Source organism: Peribacillus sp. NPDC097264, assembly GCF_050277925.1.
GTDB lineage: Bacteria > Bacillota > Bacilli > Bacillales > DSM-1321 > Peribacillus.
The window spans coordinates 1-16133 of sequence record NZ_JBNNSR010000004.1 but is presented as its reverse complement, the minus strand read 5'-3'; the positions used below and the strand labels follow the sequence as shown (position 1 = coordinate 16133).

Sequence of the window (16133 nt, the reverse complement as noted above, 5' to 3'; positions counted from 1 at the left end):
AAAAAAAGAAATGTACCTCCCATAAAAAAAGGAACCCTCTCATTAGGTTCCTTCTACTCACTCATCATTTGGTTTGTGAAAACATACTTTGCATCATTTTATCCCTCAATATCGGCATGTTTAAGGACTTGGTCACTAGATATTTTCTTATCATGCCATTCGATAGGGCTATATTCATCAAACGATACCGATTTTTGAAACCTGCATAAATCACTAAACCAATCAAAAATATTTGTACAATTACTCGTAACATAAAAATCCCTCCTACCATTAGTGTGATACAGGAAAGGATTTTTATGAGTGAAAAATAATAATGGAACCTCTTCTTGCTCTAATGAGCATATGTACGTAAAACTTTCGTGGGAGTAATCAGTTTACCAACGGCGATATCATGCACCTCTATTGGCAAGTCATCCAGTATTTGAACATCGTAGGCAAGCGCTAACGTCTTTCCACTGTAATGAGAAAGGAAACGATCATAATAACCTCCGCCAAATCCTAGACGATATCCTTCATTCGAAAATGCCAAACCCGGGACAACCAAAAGATCCAATTCACGGACGGATGCTTTTTTCGTATCCTCCATTGGTTCAAGAAGACCATAATAAACGGACTCTAACTGATTGAAAGAAGTGATTTTCTTAAAATCCATTGCCTTCTCTTCTGGGTAGCACTTCGGTACGGCAATCGACTTGCCTTCTCTCCATGCTTGTTCAATGATCCTGACCGTTGAAATTTCAGGGTAGATGGAAATGGTAATGCCGATGGTTTTGGCCTGTTTCCACTCGTCAAGTGAAAATAGATTTTCGGCAATCTTATTTGATAGCTCCTCATGCTCTTCATTGCTCATTTCCATTAAATGAGTTCGAATGCGTTGCCTGATTATCTTTTTATTCTCTCTCATCATTTTATACTCCTTTAAGTCTACTACTATCAGTATCTCATAAAATGAACTCATTTACGAAAGCCGAAATAGAAAGTTGTCGAATTTTAGGATTAATGGCTAAAAGGGAAAAAAGCAAAAAAAAAACAACAGGAAAATCCTGTTGCTTACTTTGTTTCGCGGTGAGTTGTGCTGCGTTTTTCTCTTGAGCAGTATTTTTTAAGCTCAAGACGGTCTGGATTGTTACGTTTATTTTTTTTAGAAATATAGTTACGGTCTCCACATTCAGTGCAAGCTAATGTAATATTTACGCGCATGTGTATTTCCCTCCAAACATATTGACTTTTTCACATAGGACTTTTCTATAATAGCATTATTTATTGTGAAATGCTAGTATGTTTTTCGGGAAAAATTAATTTAACTTTTTTTTTCCTAGTTCTCGCCGTTTTTCATGGTTTGAAGAAGATTGTGATTCAGGAGTTTTGCTTCTTCTTTTGTTTCAGCATGTATGGCCCATGCCACTACTTCCACACATTCCTTTGGCAGGATTTCCGTTTCCAGGGTGAACATACTGGTGACCTCCCCTTTGGCAAGTGGTGAGTAAGCAAGGATCCCTTCTTTCAACGATTTAAAACATCCTTCTTGATAGAGACTCCCTTTCCCCTGAATACAGTATTGTGAAATACCTTTCCCCTTTACAACTCCTCCTAATAGGGCAATCGACTGCGTCGCAACATGTAGGATTGCCCGCTCACCCGGACTGTAAAAAGCGACCGCTTGCTTTTCGAAAGCGTTTTCATAATGAAAGAACATCTTTGGATATTTAGGCTCAAAGGACGTATTTCTTATCGTGAACTTTGAAAATGTTATTTTTCCTTGGGTAAACGTTTGTAAAAGCGACCTTATTTCCCCGCCGGGATGACTCATCATATCCTCTTCAGGATACCAATCAAAACTCTCGTCCATCCATAGCCCCGCCTTTAACCCCTTTCGAAATACTTCCCGGTTATCCTGTGGCATATATGCGGATAATGAACTCATAAAAATCATCCCTTTCTCTTTTCGAATTTATATCACACTTAACGATAGGCGCTGACAGTGACACTCAATCTCTCATAATCCTACACACTAATTTTAAGAAAGGCTTTACCTTGTTTAAGAAATAAAACTATTTGATTTTTCAGTTTATTTTATTACATTTATGTTAGCATTGAATTCGCCAATGAACAATAAACACATTTTGTCGAAATTTATTTACTTTAGAAATAAAGGGATTTACATCAAAATTATTATCCATATTTATTTTTTTTTATAAAAACGAGTGCATTTTCGACAAATAGCGAATGAAAATCCGTCAGATTAGGAAAAGAAATGCTATTTTAAAAATATAATAAAAGGAAAATCACCAAATTTTTAATAAATATGTGTAAAATAGATGTAAATGTCGAAAATTTTCTCCCTGAGGTGAAAACATGCAAATCTTAATTATTCTATTATTCTCATTGGCAATCATCCTTCTTATTATTTCTTTTTTCAAACAAGACAAGGTTGCTAAATTAGAAGAAGATCTAGAACAAATGACTATAACCTATATGCAGGATATCTACCAATTGAAGAAAAAGGTGAAGATTCTTGAAGAGGAATTTGTGATCCAGGACGGGCCAGACCACTCTGAGGCAAACCGTCTCAAAGCAACCACTCCTTCAAATGACAGGGAGTCCATTCATAAAATCTTAAAGAGCCAGGTTCTTTCTTTATACAACCAAGGACTTTCACTGGACCAGATCGCCAAACAATCCTCTTTGACGAAAGAACAAACCCTTTCAGTCATTGAAGAATATGGATTGCGGGGAAAAGAAGATGAATAAAGTGACTCTTCAGGCCTTTTCAGCAGGCCTCATTGTTTCCACAACAATCTTTGCTGGTTTTTATTATATGACGGAGCCCAACGAAGAAACTGGACCGACTGTGGAAGAAGCTAAGAAATTGCTGAATGAAAAAGGCTATCTCGTATCCTTGCAGAAAGACGAAAGGCTAAATTCCGAAAAAGAAGAAAAAAGGATCGACAAGGAGGAGAAGAAACAAGAGAAAGAGGTTCCCAAAAAGAATAATCCTGTTGTTTCCTATACCTTAGAAGTGAAAGCCAATATGACTACACTAGAAATAGCAACGAAACTGGAAAAGGAAAAAATCATCGATGACGCTGCACGTTTTGAGTCTTACGTTGAAGATCAGGGCTTCTCCAAGAACATTCAGATTGGCGAATTTGTCGTCACGGATAACATGACCTATCGACAATTGGCCAAGACACTGACACAATAATGATAAAAGAGAGACTTTGAATGGCTGCCGGCCAGGCAAAGTCTCTCTATTAAAACTGCCTATATTCAATCCCTGCGGCTGATATAACGCCCCCTCACAAGGAAGTATATATTTTCGGCAATATTCGTTGTATGATCAGCCGTTCGTTCTAGATAGCGGGCAATGAAGGAAAGTTGAGTCACCTGTTGTAGGTTCTTTTCATCCGACAATCTTAGGAGACTTCGGATCATATCCCCATAGAAACGATCGACCTCATCGTCCATTTCAATGATTTCTCGCGCTAAAGTAATATCTTCCCTCTCAAAGGCATCAATGGAAAGTTCAATCATCTTCAGTGTGATATCATACATCTCTTTCAATGAAGTTATCGGAAGAATGAAAGGCTGATCACCGATTCGTATGGCCGATTTGGCTATATTAACGCCAAAGTCTGCCATTCTCTCCATATCGGATGCAATTTTGATGGCAGCAATAATCCTCCGTAAATCGATGGCAACCGGTTGTTGTTTAGCAATTAGGAGAATGGCGAAGTCGTTAATTTCCTCTTCCAATAAATCTGCTTTCGTATCATCCTCGATGACTCCAAGCGCTTCTTCAAAATCCCTGTTCTCGAGTGCCATAAATGATTTAGTGATTGCGCCTGATGCCAATTCAGCCAACTCAACGATTTTCCCTTGTAATTCTTTTAACTGAAGTTCGAAATTTTCGCGTACAATCATGCATCTGCCCCCTTTTCTCTCATCCAAACCTACCTGTAATATAATCTTCGGTCCTCTTATCATGCGGGTTCGAGAAGATGGTATCGGTGTCGTCATACTCGATGACTTCTCCATTTAGAAAGAAAGCCGTTTTATCAGAGATTCGGGCCGCTTGCTGCATATTATGGGTAACGATTATAATACTAAAATCTTTTTTTAGCTCTTGGATCAATTCTTCAATTTTTAATGTGGAAATCGGATCGAGCGCTGATGTCGGTTCATCCATTAAAATGACATCAGGTTCAATGGCGAGACACCGAGCGATACAAAGTCGCTGTTGTTGCCCACCTGAGAGTCCATATGCATTTTCTTGAAGACGGTCTTTTACTTCATCCCAGATGGCAGCACCTCTTAAACTTTTTTCCACTATTTCGTCCAAAATCTTTTTATTCTTGATGCCATGAAGTTTCGGTCCATATATCACATTCTCATAGATTGATTTAGGGAAAGGGTTCGGTTTTTGAAAAACCATACCCACCTGCGTTCTCAAATCCTCCACTTTATAAGATTGATCCAGGATATTACGGTTCCGGTATTTAATCTGTCCTGTCGTCCTTACGCCTGGAACAAGTTCGATCATCCGGTTCAACGTTTTGATAAAGGTGGATTTCCCACATCCTGACGGACCGATGATTGCGGTCACCTCATTCTCATGCATATCAAGATCAATATTTTTCAATGCATGGTTTTCCCCATACCATAGATTGAGCCCTGCCGTTTTATATACGGGAGCCCTTGAAGAAACAGGCTTTTTTTCATTTTTAATTAGTGGAACCTCTTGTTTCGCTAAGGTCATGTTCATATTATCTTCTCCCCCCATCAGTATCTTTTCTGAAATTTATTTCGGATTACCACAGCAATTGAATTCATGAAAATGAGCAGAATGAGCAACACGATGATTCCTGCTGCAGCCACCTGTTGAAATTCTTCCTGAGGACGCGATGTCCAGTTATAGATTTGCATAGGGAGCACCGTAAACGTATCCATGACTGATTGCGGTAAAAAGGCAATGAATAATGGAATGCCGACCACCACCAATGGAGCGGTTTCTCCGATTGCCCGGGATAAAGCAAGGATCCCACCTGTTAAAATCCCTGGTATCGCTGCTGGCAGGACCACTTTCCAGATGGTCTGCCATTTCGTGGCACCCATTCCATAAGAAGCATCTCTTAATTCACGAGGTACAGCCCTAATGGCTTCCTGTGCCGCTACAATGATGACTGGCAGGACGAGTAGGCTCATCGTTAGTCCTGCTGCCAAAATGGAGCGATCCAAGGCCAAAGCCCTGACGAAAACCGTCAAACCAAGCAATCCGAATACAATGGAGGGAACTCCCGCCAGGTTAGATATATTAACTTTGATGAATGTGGTGATCCAATTCTTTTTCGCATATTCCTCCAAATAGATGGCCGTCCCAACCCCCAACATAAGAGCAACCGGTGCAACGACGGCCATCAGCCATAATGAACCAATGAGAGCAGCCTTTACCCCAGCTTCTTCAGGTTTTCGGGAAGCGAAGTTCTGGAGAAAATCCCCATTCAAGTGACCAATCCCTTGAGTAAATATCCGATAGAATAAGAGGGCTAAGATCAGGAGCCCAAATAAGGTTGCCAAGAAGAATAACCCTTTACAGATTGAGTTAATCGCCAGCCGGACAGGCATTTTCTTTGCTACAAGACCTTTATTTATCAGTTTCATGTTAATATTCCTCCCTGTACCTGCGGGAGATGAACTGCGCCAGCAGATTCATGATTAGCGTAAAAGCGAACAGTGTCATTCCGACCGCATAGATGCTGTAGTATATCGTTGTTCCATACCCAGCATCCCCACTACTGACCTGCACGATATAGGCTGTCATCGTTTGAATCGATGAGGTGACGTCCATGCTCACGCTAGGAGTCGAACCACCTGCCACACTCACGATCATCGTCTCTCCTATTGCTCTCGAGATAGCCAGGACGATGGAAGCCACAATGCCGGATACAGCAGCTGGCAGGACCACCTTTATCGTCGTTTCAAGCTTTGTGGCACCTAGAGCATATGCACCCTCACGGATCGATTTCGGTACCGAGATAAGTGCATCTTCCGATAAAGAGGCTATCATCGGCATGATCATGATTCCTACGACGATCCCAGGGCTTAGCGCATTGAACATTTCCAGGAAGGGGAAGAGATCACGCAAAACCGGTGTAACGAAGGTCAAGGCAAAGAATCCGTAAACGATAGTGGGAATCCCCGCTAACACTTCTAGAATCGGCTTTATCACTCTCCGCGTTTTCTCTGATGCATATTCACTCAAGAAAATGGCAGTGGCAAGTCCTACGGGGACCGCAACTAGCGAGGCTATTACCGCTATCTTCAGTGTACCTACAACAAGTGGCATAATTCCATAAGAAGGAGTGGCGGCAAAAGGTAACCACTTACCATTTGTAAAAAATTCAACTATCGATACCTTCTCAAAAAATATAAACGTCTCAAAAATAAGGGTAAAGACAATTCCAATGGTCGTGAAGACCGATATGGCCGCTGTTAGGAACAGCATGACTGGAATCAGCTTTTCCAGATTGAACCTTTTTTTATTTTTTCTCTCCAGGATCATTCGCTGTACAGAATAGGCTTCTGCTTGTTTCAGTTCCAAAATGCATCCTCCATTTCAAACACGCAATATTTGAATGACCATCCGTTCCCCGCTCTGAATTCAGATGAGGAGACGGAAAGGAGTGACATGATTAAACCGTCTATTCCTTTAGTTCTTTCAATTTATCAAGATCCTTTTTATACTCCTCTTCCGGAAGGCTGATGTACCCTACTTCTTCAGATAGTTCTCCCGCATTTTCAATCATGAATTCCGTATAATCCGCTACTTGTTCCTTCTCTGCTACTGATTTGTTCGCTACATAGGTAAATAAGGGACGAGACATAGGAGCATAGTCCCCACTTTTAATCGTTTCATGGGTTGGCTCAACGGCCCCATTTCCATTATCGATGGAGATGACCTTTAATTTATCCTTATTCTCTGCATAGTACGCGAATCCAAAGAACCCTATGGCATTCTTATCCCCCTCTACTCCTTGAACCAAGACATTATCATCTTCGGAAAGTGTCGCGTTCTCCACCATCGGTTTTTCCTCGAGTATGACTTCATTGAAATAATCGTATGTGCCTGAGTCTGTACCCGGGGAATAAAACTTAATCTCTTCCTTTGGCCATTCCGGACGTATATCAGACCATTTCTTCACGGTTCCATTATCAACCCATAGTTCTTTTAGTTCCTCGACTGTCATGTGTTCAATAAAATCATTATCTTTGTTGACCACTATCGAGATGCCATCAAATGCTAATTTCAATTCTGTATATTCGATACCTTTTTCATCAATCAATTTACTTTCTTCCTCTTTGACTGGTCGGGACGCATTCGTTAAATCCGTTTCACCGGCAATGAATTTTTTAAATCCCCCGCCCGTTCCTGAAGATCCTACAGAAACTTTCACATCCGGTTGTTCAGCCATATATTCTTCCGCAACTGCCTCTACTATGGGAAATACAGTAGAAGAACCATCCATGATGACTTCCCCTGCCAATGAAGATGAGCTAGAGCCTTCCCCTTTTGCACCGCTTGTTTTAGTCGAATCATCCGCACCACAACCAGCCGCAATGGCTATCACTCCACCCATTACTACAGTCATCGCCATCCCCTTGAAATATCTCATGCGTAAGTCCCCCTAATATTTTTTTATGATTAATTTGTCCTACATACAAATCATACGATTACTCTGTAAACCTCGTATAAAGGAATTGTAAATATTCAGTAAATGATTGTTCACCTAGTGTAAAGATGCTAAGAGAAAAGTGGTTGCACCCTGAACATCCCCATTTGAACATAAAAAAACACGCTTTGGGTTGATCCCAAAAGCGTGTATCTTTTCTTTATTCGTCTTGACTATCTCTTATTTCAGCTTGCTCTTTTTGAATCTCTTTACCGTTCTCAACTTTCAAATCGGTTGATGCATTCGTATCTTTTTTCTCGGTCCGCTCTTTTTTCAGCTTGAAATAAGTATCCATGATTTCCGCACCAATTTCTTTACTCATGGAATGACCTGAATGTCCCTGATATGCCCAAGGAACGACAACAGCAAATGCAACTTCCGGGTTTTCGGCTGGAGCATAACCCACAAGCGTGATATTCATCGTGGCTTGAGGCTCGCTATAATCCAATCTACTCGGACCATCATAGAATGCTTCCGCCGTACCTGTTTTGGCCGCTACTGTATAAGACTTATTTCCAAAGTAAGAATAAGCGGTTCCGCCTACTTCCATCGTTACCTTTTCAAAGCCCTTTTGTACACGGGTAATCCATTCATCCTTCATATCAAGACGATTCAGGACAGTTGGTGAAACTTCTTCGGAAATGGGACCCAATTCATCATTTTCATCAACCGGATCACGTATTTCCTTAACAATGTGGGGTTCCATACGGTTCCCGCCATTGGCAATCGTGGACACATACTGCGCAAGTTGCATAGGAGTGTATGTATCATACTGACCGATAGCAAAATCCAGTAATTTACCCGGAGTTGTTTCGGAACCCTTGAAACCATTCATTTCCATCGGGAGATCGATTCCCGTACGAACCCCTAAACCAAACTGGGCAAACGAATTTCGCATCGTTGAAAATGCACTGGATTTAATGTTTAAAGGCTCATTCGGCACATAATGTGCACCTGCAATATTAATGGCGGTCCTGAACATATAAACGTTGGAAGAGACTTTTAAAGCCGTTAAATCGTTTATGTTCCCGAAATTGCTATAAGATCCTTTTTCCTTTGTACCTTTGATCTTCAACTTTGTATCATAGAAGAATGTTCCGGGCTGAATGGCTCCTTGTTGATAACCAGTCAAAACAGTCGCACCCTTCACAGCAGAACCCATCGTATAAGAAGTCGTGATGTTTCCTAATGCGAAATCATTAATGGACCTTTTTCCCGTCTTTTCATCCTTGTCATATTTTTTACCTGCCATCGTTAAAACTTCTCCCGTTTTCGGATCCATCATCACGACAAACGCTCTATCCAAGAATTTTGTGTTCCCCATCTTTTTCTTGCTGATTAAATGCTTTTCAATGATTTCCTCTGTTGCCAACTGTAAATCCATATCAACCGTCAACACCAGGTCTTTCCCACGCTGTCCTTCAGTAATGACTTCTGAATCCACAACGTTTCCTGATTTATCGGTTACATTCTTCACTTTTGCCTTTTGGCCTTGGAGGACATCTTCATATTGCAACTCAATATAACTTTTACCCACACGGTCATTCCGGCTGTAATCACGTGCTAAATAATAATCAAGGCTTTCGCTAGGCAATCCTTCTTCTGAAGAAGACACCTTTCCTAACACAGACTTAAGCGTTTTATTATAGGTATAGAACCTGTCCCAATCGGTTGAAATATCCACACCTGGAAGCGAATCGAGATTTTCACTCACCCTTGCAAACTCTTCCTTGGTTACTTTCTTGTTTTTCACGATTTGTGGAGTCAGTGCATAACCACTGGCGAACTCCCTATAAATGGCCAGGACTTCCATTTCCTTTTTGGAAAGCTTCATTTCTTCTTCTGTAATACGTTCGAGCTGTAGCTTGTACAAATCAGCTTCTTCAAGCTCTCCCTCTTCTACCTTTTTTCTTTCTTTATCCGTAATCTTTTTCTCCGCAAGCTCTGGATTACGCAGGATCCAAAAATCCTTTTTATCACGATCCGTGACCTTATCGGCTTCTTTATCAATCAACTTAGCTAGCTTCTCGGCCGTTTCAACCATTTCTATTTGTTTCGTACCTTGCTTTCTTGTATATGTAATTGCATCCAGCGGCTGATTGTCGACCATCAATTTCAAATTCCGGTCATACATTTTGCCACGAGGCACCGAATTATTCACGGTTACTTCTTCTGTTCTTTCAATCTCGCGTCGGTAATCATCGCCGTATACGATCTGTACGACACCCAAACGCAAAATCAGACCAGAAAACAAAACAAATACTAAAAAGAAAAGAACATTCAATCTGAAAGGTACATGCGTCTTTTTCTTTTTCTTTGTATTTACCACACCAAGCCACACTTCCTTTATCCATAGTCATGATAGTCCTATACTATTCTATAGAACAATTTTGTTTTTTTCTACCTTCATGTTCTAGAAATATTAGACACATAAAGAAAATCTAGCCCAAAAGCACGCTCAAGCCGTTCATTCGCGTTTTTTTACCACCATCTTACAATAAAAAAAGGCCCTCCAAGGCCTTTTTTCATTCTCGATCATAGATATCGATTTTCCTCACAAACCAATAAATGATCAAATGTCCCGCACCAACGATTAACAAATAGAAGGGCAAGCTCTCTTTTAAATCAAAGCTCATGACCATCCAGATAAAACCTACTACAGAAACAATCCTTCCAAGATGAACGAACAGTTCACGGACAACCACGTATTCAATTCGCATTTTAGCTGCATCCTTAGCCCTTCCTATGATGTCATAGGTCAAAGAAATATATGGAACAAGCAACAGCGGATATGCTCCTGCAACGATGGCCCCATAAACGAGAAGCTTACCGAATGTTACATCGAAAGCGATGAGCCAGACTCCCATATAAAGAAAGATGCCTCCGATAAGGATTGCTTTCTTCCGCATGGGTTGTTTTATGTACCGCGAAACAAAAAAATAAGCAATGAAGGACACCGCTGAATTCAATAGTCCATAGCTCCCTATAGCCAGTTCACTTCCCGTTTGTACAAAGATGGTGATGGATATGATGAACATGAACGTTCCTTCCCGAAGCCCCTGAAAAAAATGGGCACGGGTGATCATACGCCAGTTCTTATCATTTTTTCTTTCTTTCCATACTCTCATAAAAAAGTATTTTCCGTGAGCAGGGCGTCTATTCAAGGAAAAGCTCAGAAAAACGGCAATGGTAAACAGTAATAATGATAAACCAAAAATGATTGTATACCCCGTGAACTTTTCGAGCCTTGATATAATAAACCCTGAAAGGATAGGACCAATCATGCCCCCAAAGGAATGTAGAGCCCCTAAAACACCGTTGAAGAAGTCTCTCGTATCCGGTTCAGTAATTTCAAAAGTCAAAACATTAAACGCCAGCCAATAAAACCCATAGCCAATCCCTAGCAAGGCCCCCAATAGAAAAAGAAAATCCGTGGCCCTCGTTCCTACCAAAAGGACTGTCAAATAAAACAAAGCCATGAAACTTACGCCTAACCTTAAAACGATAATTCGGTCGACCTTTTTGGCTAACCGTCCGGCAAATACAAAAGTAATTGGTTGGAAAAGAACCACACTTAAATTGTAAACGGCAATATCAATAATTTGACCGGATTGTTTCCACAGATACACATTAACAAATGTATTGGATAAAGCGACACTCAGGCTATATAATCCGCCAATCAGCAAGAGAAGCTGCAAATCCTTCTTCGCTCCCGCCTCTCCCTTCCATTTTACTAAAATACCCATTGTTTTAACTCCCCTTCAAATTCCACTCTAGTGTTTGAAAAAACAATGGCATTTATGTGAGAAAGGGAAAGAAAACTGATGAATCGGCGTTCCCAATCAGGCCTATCCCTTTAGATTATCCAAGAGGAATAAGTAAGTTGTAAACGATTAGTTCCCATAAAACAAATAAGGCGGAAATCCCCGAAAGGATTTCCGCCTTATTATTAGTGCGTATAATTATTTAGCTGCGCTGTAACGTTTTGCAACTTCATCCCAGTTAACAACATTCCAGAAAGAATTGATGTATTCAGGACGACGGTTTTGGTAGTTCAGGTAATAAGCATGTTCCCAAACATCTAATCCAAGAAGTGGGGTCTTTCCTTCAGATAATGGGTTGTCTTGGTTTGGTGTGCTAGTAACTTCTAATTCACCGTTGTTAACGGCAAGCCATGCCCAACCAGAACCGAAACGAGTAGTTGCCGCTTTAGCGAACTCCTCTTTAAAGCTGTCAAAGCTTCCAAATTTAGAAGTGATAGCGTCTGCTAATTCACCAGTTGGTTGTCCGCCACCGTTTGGTGAAAGGATTTCCCAGAATAATGAGTGGTTAGCATGTCCGCCACCGTTATTGCGTACAGCTGTACGTACAGCTTCTGGTACTGCGTCTAGGTTAGCAACGATTTCTTCAACGCTTTTGCTTTGAAGCTCTTCGTTTCCTTCTAGCGCCTTGTTTAAGTTTGTCACATACGTGTTGTGATGTTTAGTGTGGTGAATGTTCATTGTTTCTTTGTCAATGTGTGGTTCTAACGCATCGTATGCGTAAGGTAATTGTGGAAGTTCGAAAGCCATAATAAAATTCCTCCCTATGTAAGCTGTTTTTTGGGGCTCTAGTCATCTTCAGATTCCTAAAGCTCGTTAACATTAGATTACCAAATTTTCTTATCCGTTTCAAATCTTATGCCTATATTTATTTTCATTTTATAGTTCTTTAGGCGAAGATCACGAATAAAAAGTACCCAATCATCAAAAGTTGGATGATTCCTTTAGTGAAAATGCTGCTTATGAAGCCTACCACGGAACCAAGGCCGATTTTTGATGCCGTAACCACATCTTTTTTATGGAAAAGGATCTCGGCCAGGAATGCTCCAATGAAGGGCCCAATCAATATTCCCACAAATGGAATCACAAAAGGACCGACAATGAGCCCGATTGTACTGCCCCAAACACCTGCCTTAGTCCCTCCGTATTTTTTGATGCCGACCATATTCGCAATATAGTCCGCAGAAAATAAAAGAACGACAAACAAAACTTGGACCGTCCAGAAAAACCAACCAAAAGGCTCAAAGGAATAAAAAAGTCCATATAACAAAATCCCTGCGAATATGAATAATACGCTTGGGATGATGGGAAAAATCAAACCGACAAAACCGATGATGAACATCAGGATAATGATGATCCAAAATAGCGTATCCACAAATAAAACATCCCTTCTATTTTATACACCTTACCTCTTCATATTTGCCCGTTTATATGCGGTTGAAACCATTGAATGCTGATACAGGTTGTTTTATTCCATAACTCTAGTTAAAATTGAGGGGAATATCATAAGATAGGTGCTGAAATCATGAACATATTCAAACAACTATGGGTGAGCCTCTATTCACCGAAAGATATCGGTTCCTTTCAAAACCAGGGAATTGGTAAGACAATTTTATATGTATTTTTCTTAAGCCTCATATTCTTCCTTCCTTCCGCATTTTACTTAGGTACAATGATTACGAATGGAATAAACGCGATTTCAGAAACTGTCTCGGAGGAAATGCCTAATTTTGAAATTAAAAATGGAACGCTAACCTCTGCTGACAAAGAGCCATTCGTCTTGAAAAAAGACAACTACCAAATATTCGTGGATGGCACTGGTTCCTTAACTCCAAAAGATGTTTCCGAAAAAACGGATGAAGCAGTGGCCCTTTTAAAATCCGAACTTGTATTTGTATCGAATGGCAATATACAAACTTCTCCTTATTCACTCTTAGAAGGAAATAATGAAGATTTATACAAATGGATCCATTCCGTGGAATCCGTCCTACCGATCATCCTGCCGTTGCTTCTCCTGACTTTATATTTATTCACGGCTGCTGGAACATTCTTGAAAGTGACCATCCTTGCTGCATTCGGGACGATATTCCGGAGCACCATGGGGCGTTCAATATCGTATAGACACCTATGGAGGATTGCCGCATATAGCATCACGCTGTCCACTATTTTCTTCACAATCATGGACGCCTTTCAAGCAGAAGTCCCCTTCGCTTCCTTCATTAGCTGGTTCGTGTCGTTAATTATGCTTCACTTATCCATTAAAGAAACGAATGATAATCCTGAAGAAATAGGATCATAAGAATAAATCAAAACCAGACTTGCTCTTGCCTGTCTGGTTTTTTGTACAGGGCGTTATTCCATATGACACCCCTGTTCCCTAACCATATGTGACTGTAGTCATCATTTTTCCCGTTCACCTAAAATCGACAAACTATTCCCGAACATAAGCCTATAATAAGAGTTTAATCAGTATGTAAGGGGTGAAATGGCATGACCAAAGGGATTTTTGAATGAACTTCAAAAAGGACAGCCCAAACAAACTCTATTTAAAAGACACTCAGGAAAACCTGCCCAATTTCAGGCATAATACACCATCCTCCCAAATATATATGTATGAAAGACCATATTGGGGGATGAAATAATGAAAAGGTTACTGATGTTTTTCTCAATTTGTTTCATTCTATTTATCATTTATTTCGACATGACTACAGGAACTTTACCCACCTCCCCATCGTCAGCAACTTCAGTTCAGCCATCCGAGCCCGTAAGTAAACCTTCGGCCCCTTCAATCGCATATAAAGAAGTCCTCATCAAACCTGGAGATACCTTACTCTCCATCATGGAAAATGAAAGGGGAGCATCAAACAAGCCAATTGAAGAAGTCATATCAGATTTCCAAAGTTTGAATGAAGGGTTAAAACCTGAAAATATGCAAATTGGTAAAACGTACAAAGTACCCACATACTAATAAACCGTAATGATATATCTATCTTATCCGATGCTGGGATTGATGTCTTCTAGAAATAGCCGAACTTCAATCGAGAAAATCTCGACTGAAAAGAGTATACTTACTTCATAATAAAAAAGTAATGCGTCCTATTCCTTGTCAAGCGGTATGGACATTGATACAATATTTTAGTGAACTAAATGAAAAATCAAAATTGATTTTTTCCTAAAGGAGAGAATTCCACTTGAGTGAAATCATACATCGTACTAAAACGCGGCCAATTAAAGTTGGAAACTTAACAATCGGCGGCAATAACGAAGTAATCATCCAAAGCATGACAACAACTAAAACACATGATGTTGAAGCAACCGTTGCAGAAATCCTTCGTCTTGAAGAAGCAGGTTGTCAAATTGTACGTGTGGCCTGCCCGGATGAAAGAGCGGCTGATGCCATCCCTGAAATTAAAAAACGCATCCATATTCCACTTGTGGTCGATATCCATTTTGACTATAAGCTAGCCTTGAAAGCGATCGAAGGCGGAGCGGACAAAATACGGATTAACCCTGGGAATATCGGACGCCGAGAAAAAGTGGAAGCAGTAGTAACAGCTGCCAAAGCTAAAGGCATTCCGATTCGTATCGGTGTCAATGCAGGTTCTCTTGAAAAGAAAATCCTCGACAAATATGGCTATCCAACAGCAGATGGAATGGTCGAAAGTGCATTGCACCACATCAAGATCCTGGAAGATCTTGATTTCCATGACATCATCGTGTCAATGAAGGCATCCGATGTTACTTTGGCAGTCGAAGCTTATGAAAAAGCTTCAAGAGCTTTTGATTATCCATTACATCTGGGAATTACTGAGTCGGGCACCCTCTTCTCCGGTACGGTTAAAAGTGCGGCTGGACTCGGCGCCATCCTTAGCCAGGGTATAGGTAGCACACTCCGCGTATCGTTGAGCGCAGACCCTGTAGAAGAAGTGAAAGTAGCAAGGGAGCTCCTTAAAGTATTCGGGCTTGCTTCTAATATGGCCACACTAATCTCTTGCCCTACTTGTGGACGAATTGAAATCGACCTTATCTCCATCGCAAATGAGGTCGAGGAGTATATCCAGACGATTAAAGCACCAATCAAGGTATCTGTCCTAGGTTGTGCAGTGAATGGTCCTGGTGAAGCACGTGAGGCTGATATAGGCATTGCCGGAGCACGAGGCGAAGGTTTACTGTTCAGAAAAGGTAAAATCGTCCGTAAAGTACCTGAAGAAACCATGGTTGAGGAATTAAAAATAGAAATCGACAAAATCGCCGAAGAGTATTATGCAAAGCAAAGAGCTGAAGCAGAAGAAGCGGCTAATGCGGTCATTAAATAGGTAAAAAAGGGGCTGTCTAATAAGTCCCTAAAATAAAACAGGTGGAGAAAAACGAGTTGTTTTTCTCCACCTGTTTTTCTATTTCTATAATAATTTACTGAAAGTAGCTGACGTAACCCAGCTATCTTCAGTAAATTATGTGCCATGGCTACGATGCCAAACTCCGTTTGTACTTTCGCTAAGCCCCGAAGCGAAAAGCGACGGAACGACCTATTGCCCTTGATATGACCAAAAACACTCTCTACCTCGATTTTTCGTCGAGCGTA

General features: G+C 40.7%; 19 protein-coding genes. 5 read left to right on the top strand and 14 right to left on the bottom strand.

Annotation, left to right across the window (positions count from 1 at the left end; translation table 11 throughout):
* Positions 1 to 64: 64 nt before the first annotated feature.
* The 4 genes from ACQKL0_RS07110 to ACQKL0_RS07095 form a co-directional block, all read right to left on the bottom strand.
* On the bottom strand, positions 65 to 253 hold the full coding sequence (locus ACQKL0_RS07110; RefSeq protein ID WP_402869507.1) for a hypothetical protein: 189 nt from the start codon (positions 251 to 253) through the stop codon (positions 65 to 67).
* Positions 254 to 331: 78 nt separating this feature from the next.
* Positions 332 to 904, bottom strand: a complete 573-nt coding sequence (locus ACQKL0_RS07105; RefSeq protein ID WP_402869509.1) for a 5-formyltetrahydrofolate cyclo-ligase — start codon at positions 902 to 904, stop codon at positions 332 to 334.
* Between the two features lie 146 nt (positions 905 to 1050).
* The gene (gene rpmG, locus ACQKL0_RS07100) at positions 1051 to 1200 is read right to left on the bottom strand and encodes a 50S ribosomal protein L33 (RefSeq protein WP_028391797.1); all 150 of its coding nucleotides are present in this window, start codon (positions 1198 to 1200) and stop codon (positions 1051 to 1053) included.
* A 115-nt stretch (positions 1201 to 1315) separates the two neighbouring features.
* Complete coding sequence (locus tag ACQKL0_RS07095; RefSeq protein WP_402869511.1) at positions 1316 to 1924, bottom strand: hypothetical protein; 609 nt, start codon at positions 1922 to 1924, stop codon at positions 1316 to 1318.
* A 431-nt stretch (positions 1925 to 2355) separates the two neighbouring features.
* On the opposite strand from ACQKL0_RS07095, the gene ACQKL0_RS07090 reads away from it, so the two are divergent.
* Both ACQKL0_RS07090 and ACQKL0_RS07085 read left to right on the top strand, forming a co-directional pair.
* On the top strand, positions 2356 to 2751 hold the full coding sequence (locus tag ACQKL0_RS07090; RefSeq protein ID WP_402956525.1) for a hypothetical protein: 396 nt from the start codon (positions 2356 to 2358) through the stop codon (positions 2749 to 2751).
* A complete protein-coding gene (locus tag ACQKL0_RS07085) occupies positions 2744 to 3205 on the top strand; it encodes a hypothetical protein (protein ID WP_402869515.1) in 462 nt (153 codons plus the stop codon). The genes ACQKL0_RS07090 and ACQKL0_RS07085 overlap by 8 nt, the downstream gene beginning before the upstream one ends.
* A 65-nt stretch (positions 3206 to 3270) precedes the next feature.
* On the opposite strand, the gene phoU is transcribed toward ACQKL0_RS07085, so the two are convergent.
* The 9 genes from phoU to ACQKL0_RS07040 all read right to left on the bottom strand — a co-directional run bounded on the left by phoU (position 3271) and on the right by ACQKL0_RS07040 (position 12926).
* Positions 3271 to 3924, bottom strand: coding sequence for a phosphate signaling complex protein PhoU (gene phoU / locus ACQKL0_RS07080; protein ID WP_402869517.1), 654 nt, complete (start codon positions 3922 to 3924; stop codon positions 3271 to 3273).
* Between the two features lie 19 nt (positions 3925 to 3943).
* Entirely contained in the window at positions 3944 to 4759 is an 816-nt protein-coding gene (gene pstB / locus ACQKL0_RS07075) for a phosphate ABC transporter ATP-binding protein PstB (RefSeq protein ID WP_402956959.1), read from the bottom strand.
* Between the two features lie 23 nt (positions 4760 to 4782).
* A complete protein-coding gene (gene pstA, locus ACQKL0_RS07070; protein WP_407408277.1) occupies positions 4783 to 5661 on the bottom strand; it encodes a phosphate ABC transporter permease PstA in 879 nt (292 codons plus the stop codon).
* Position 5662: 1 nt separating this feature from the next.
* Positions 5663 to 6562, bottom strand: a complete 900-nt coding sequence (gene pstC, locus ACQKL0_RS07065; protein ID WP_402869889.1) for a phosphate ABC transporter permease subunit PstC — start codon at positions 6560 to 6562, stop codon at positions 5663 to 5665.
* Positions 6563 to 6701: 139 nt separating this feature from the next.
* Positions 6702 to 7673 (bottom strand): PstS family phosphate ABC transporter substrate-binding protein, encoded by a 972-nt coding sequence (locus tag ACQKL0_RS07060; protein ID WP_427686820.1) that lies wholly within the window; start codon positions 7671 to 7673, stop codon positions 6702 to 6704.
* A 217-nt stretch (positions 7674 to 7890) separates the two neighbouring features.
* The gene (locus tag ACQKL0_RS07055; RefSeq protein ID WP_402869523.1) at positions 7891 to 10059 is read right to left on the bottom strand and encodes a peptidoglycan D,D-transpeptidase FtsI family protein; all 2169 of its coding nucleotides are present in this window, start codon (positions 10057 to 10059) and stop codon (positions 7891 to 7893) included.
* Positions 10060 to 10255: 196 nt separating this feature from the next.
* Entirely contained in the window at positions 10256 to 11476 is a 1221-nt protein-coding gene (locus tag ACQKL0_RS07050; RefSeq protein WP_402869525.1) for an MFS transporter, read from the bottom strand.
* 216 nt (positions 11477 to 11692) lie between these two features.
* Entirely contained in the window at positions 11693 to 12301 is a 609-nt protein-coding gene (sodA, locus tag ACQKL0_RS07045; protein ID WP_402869526.1) for a superoxide dismutase SodA, read from the bottom strand.
* A 139-nt stretch (positions 12302 to 12440) separates the two neighbouring features.
* Positions 12441 to 12926 carry a DUF456 domain-containing protein gene (locus ACQKL0_RS07040; protein ID WP_402869528.1) on the bottom strand — a complete coding sequence of 162 codons (486 nt, stop codon included), beginning with the start codon at positions 12924 to 12926 and terminating at the stop codon, positions 12441 to 12443.
* A gap of 150 nt (positions 12927 to 13076) precedes the next feature.
* Between ACQKL0_RS07040 and ACQKL0_RS07035 the strand changes: the two genes are divergently transcribed.
* The 3 genes from ACQKL0_RS07035 (at position 13077) to ispG (ending at position 15867) form a co-directional block, all read left to right on the top strand.
* On the top strand, positions 13077 to 13850 hold the full coding sequence (locus ACQKL0_RS07035) for a DUF1189 domain-containing protein (RefSeq protein WP_427686818.1): 774 nt from the start codon (positions 13077 to 13079) through the stop codon (positions 13848 to 13850).
* A 342-nt stretch (positions 13851 to 14192) separates the two neighbouring features.
* A complete protein-coding gene (locus ACQKL0_RS07030; RefSeq protein WP_427590516.1) occupies positions 14193 to 14519 on the top strand; it encodes a LysM peptidoglycan-binding domain-containing protein in 327 nt (108 codons plus the stop codon).
* A 232-nt stretch (positions 14520 to 14751) separates the two neighbouring features.
* Complete coding sequence (gene ispG, locus ACQKL0_RS07025; RefSeq protein ID WP_402869891.1) at positions 14752 to 15867, top strand: flavodoxin-dependent (E)-4-hydroxy-3-methylbut-2-enyl-diphosphate synthase; 1116 nt, start codon at positions 14752 to 14754, stop codon at positions 15865 to 15867.
* On the opposite strand, the gene ACQKL0_RS07020 is transcribed toward ispG, so the two are convergent.
* A partial coding sequence (locus tag ACQKL0_RS07020) for a transposase (RefSeq protein WP_427686816.1) occupies positions 15813 to 16133 on the bottom strand: 321 nt, incomplete at its 5' end. The genes ispG and ACQKL0_RS07020 overlap by 55 nt on opposite strands.

What these genes read in the sequence shown, in the direction of transcription:
- phoU (WP_402869517.1), bottom strand. Translation starts at nt 3,924, where the DNA reads ATGATTGTACGCGAAAATTTCGAACTTCAGTTAAAAGAATTACAAGGG.
- ACQKL0_RS07105 (WP_402869509.1), bottom strand. Translation starts at nt 904, where the DNA reads ATGAGAGAGAATAAAAAGATAATCAGGCAACGCATTCGAACTCATTTA.
- ACQKL0_RS07050 (WP_402869525.1), bottom strand. Translation starts at nt 11,476, where the DNA reads ATGGGTATTTTAGTAAAATGGAAGGGAGAGGCGGGAGCGAAGAAGGAT.
- ACQKL0_RS07090 (WP_402956525.1), top strand. Translation starts at nt 2,356, where the DNA reads ATGCAAATCTTAATTATTCTATTATTCTCATTGGCAATCATCCTTCTT.
- ACQKL0_RS07035 (WP_427686818.1), top strand. Translation starts at nt 13,077, where the DNA reads ATGAACATATTCAAACAACTATGGGTGAGCCTCTATTCACCGAAAGAT.
- sodA (WP_402869526.1), bottom strand. Translation starts at nt 12,301, where the DNA reads ATGGCTTTCGAACTTCCACAATTACCTTACGCATACGATGCGTTAGAA.
- pstB (WP_402956959.1), bottom strand. Translation starts at nt 4,759, where the DNA reads ATGACCTTAGCGAAACAAGAGGTTCCACTAATTAAAAATGAAAAAAAG.
- pstC (WP_402869889.1), bottom strand. Translation starts at nt 6,562, where the DNA reads ATGATCCTGGAGAGAAAAAATAAAAAAAGGTTCAATCTGGAAAAGCTG.
- pstA (WP_407408277.1), bottom strand. Translation starts at nt 5,661, where the DNA reads ATGAAACTGATAAATAAAGGTCTTGTAGCAAAGAAAATGCCTGTCCGG.
- ACQKL0_RS07030 (WP_427590516.1), top strand. Translation starts at nt 14,193, where the DNA reads ATGAAAAGGTTACTGATGTTTTTCTCAATTTGTTTCATTCTATTTATC.
- ACQKL0_RS07110 (WP_402869507.1), bottom strand. Translation starts at nt 253, where the DNA reads ATGTTACGAGTAATTGTACAAATATTTTTGATTGGTTTAGTGATTTAT.
- ACQKL0_RS07060 (WP_427686820.1), bottom strand. Translation starts at nt 7,673, where the DNA reads ATGAGATATTTCAAGGGGATGGCGATGACTGTAGTAATGGGTGGAGTG.
- rpmG (WP_028391797.1), bottom strand. Translation starts at nt 1,200, where the DNA reads ATGCGCGTAAATATTACATTAGCTTGCACTGAATGTGGAGACCGTAAC.
- ACQKL0_RS07085 (WP_402869515.1), top strand. Translation starts at nt 2,744, where the DNA reads ATGAATAAAGTGACTCTTCAGGCCTTTTCAGCAGGCCTCATTGTTTCC.
- ACQKL0_RS07095 (WP_402869511.1), bottom strand. Translation starts at nt 1,924, where the DNA reads ATGAGTTCATTATCCGCATATATGCCACAGGATAACCGGGAAGTATTT.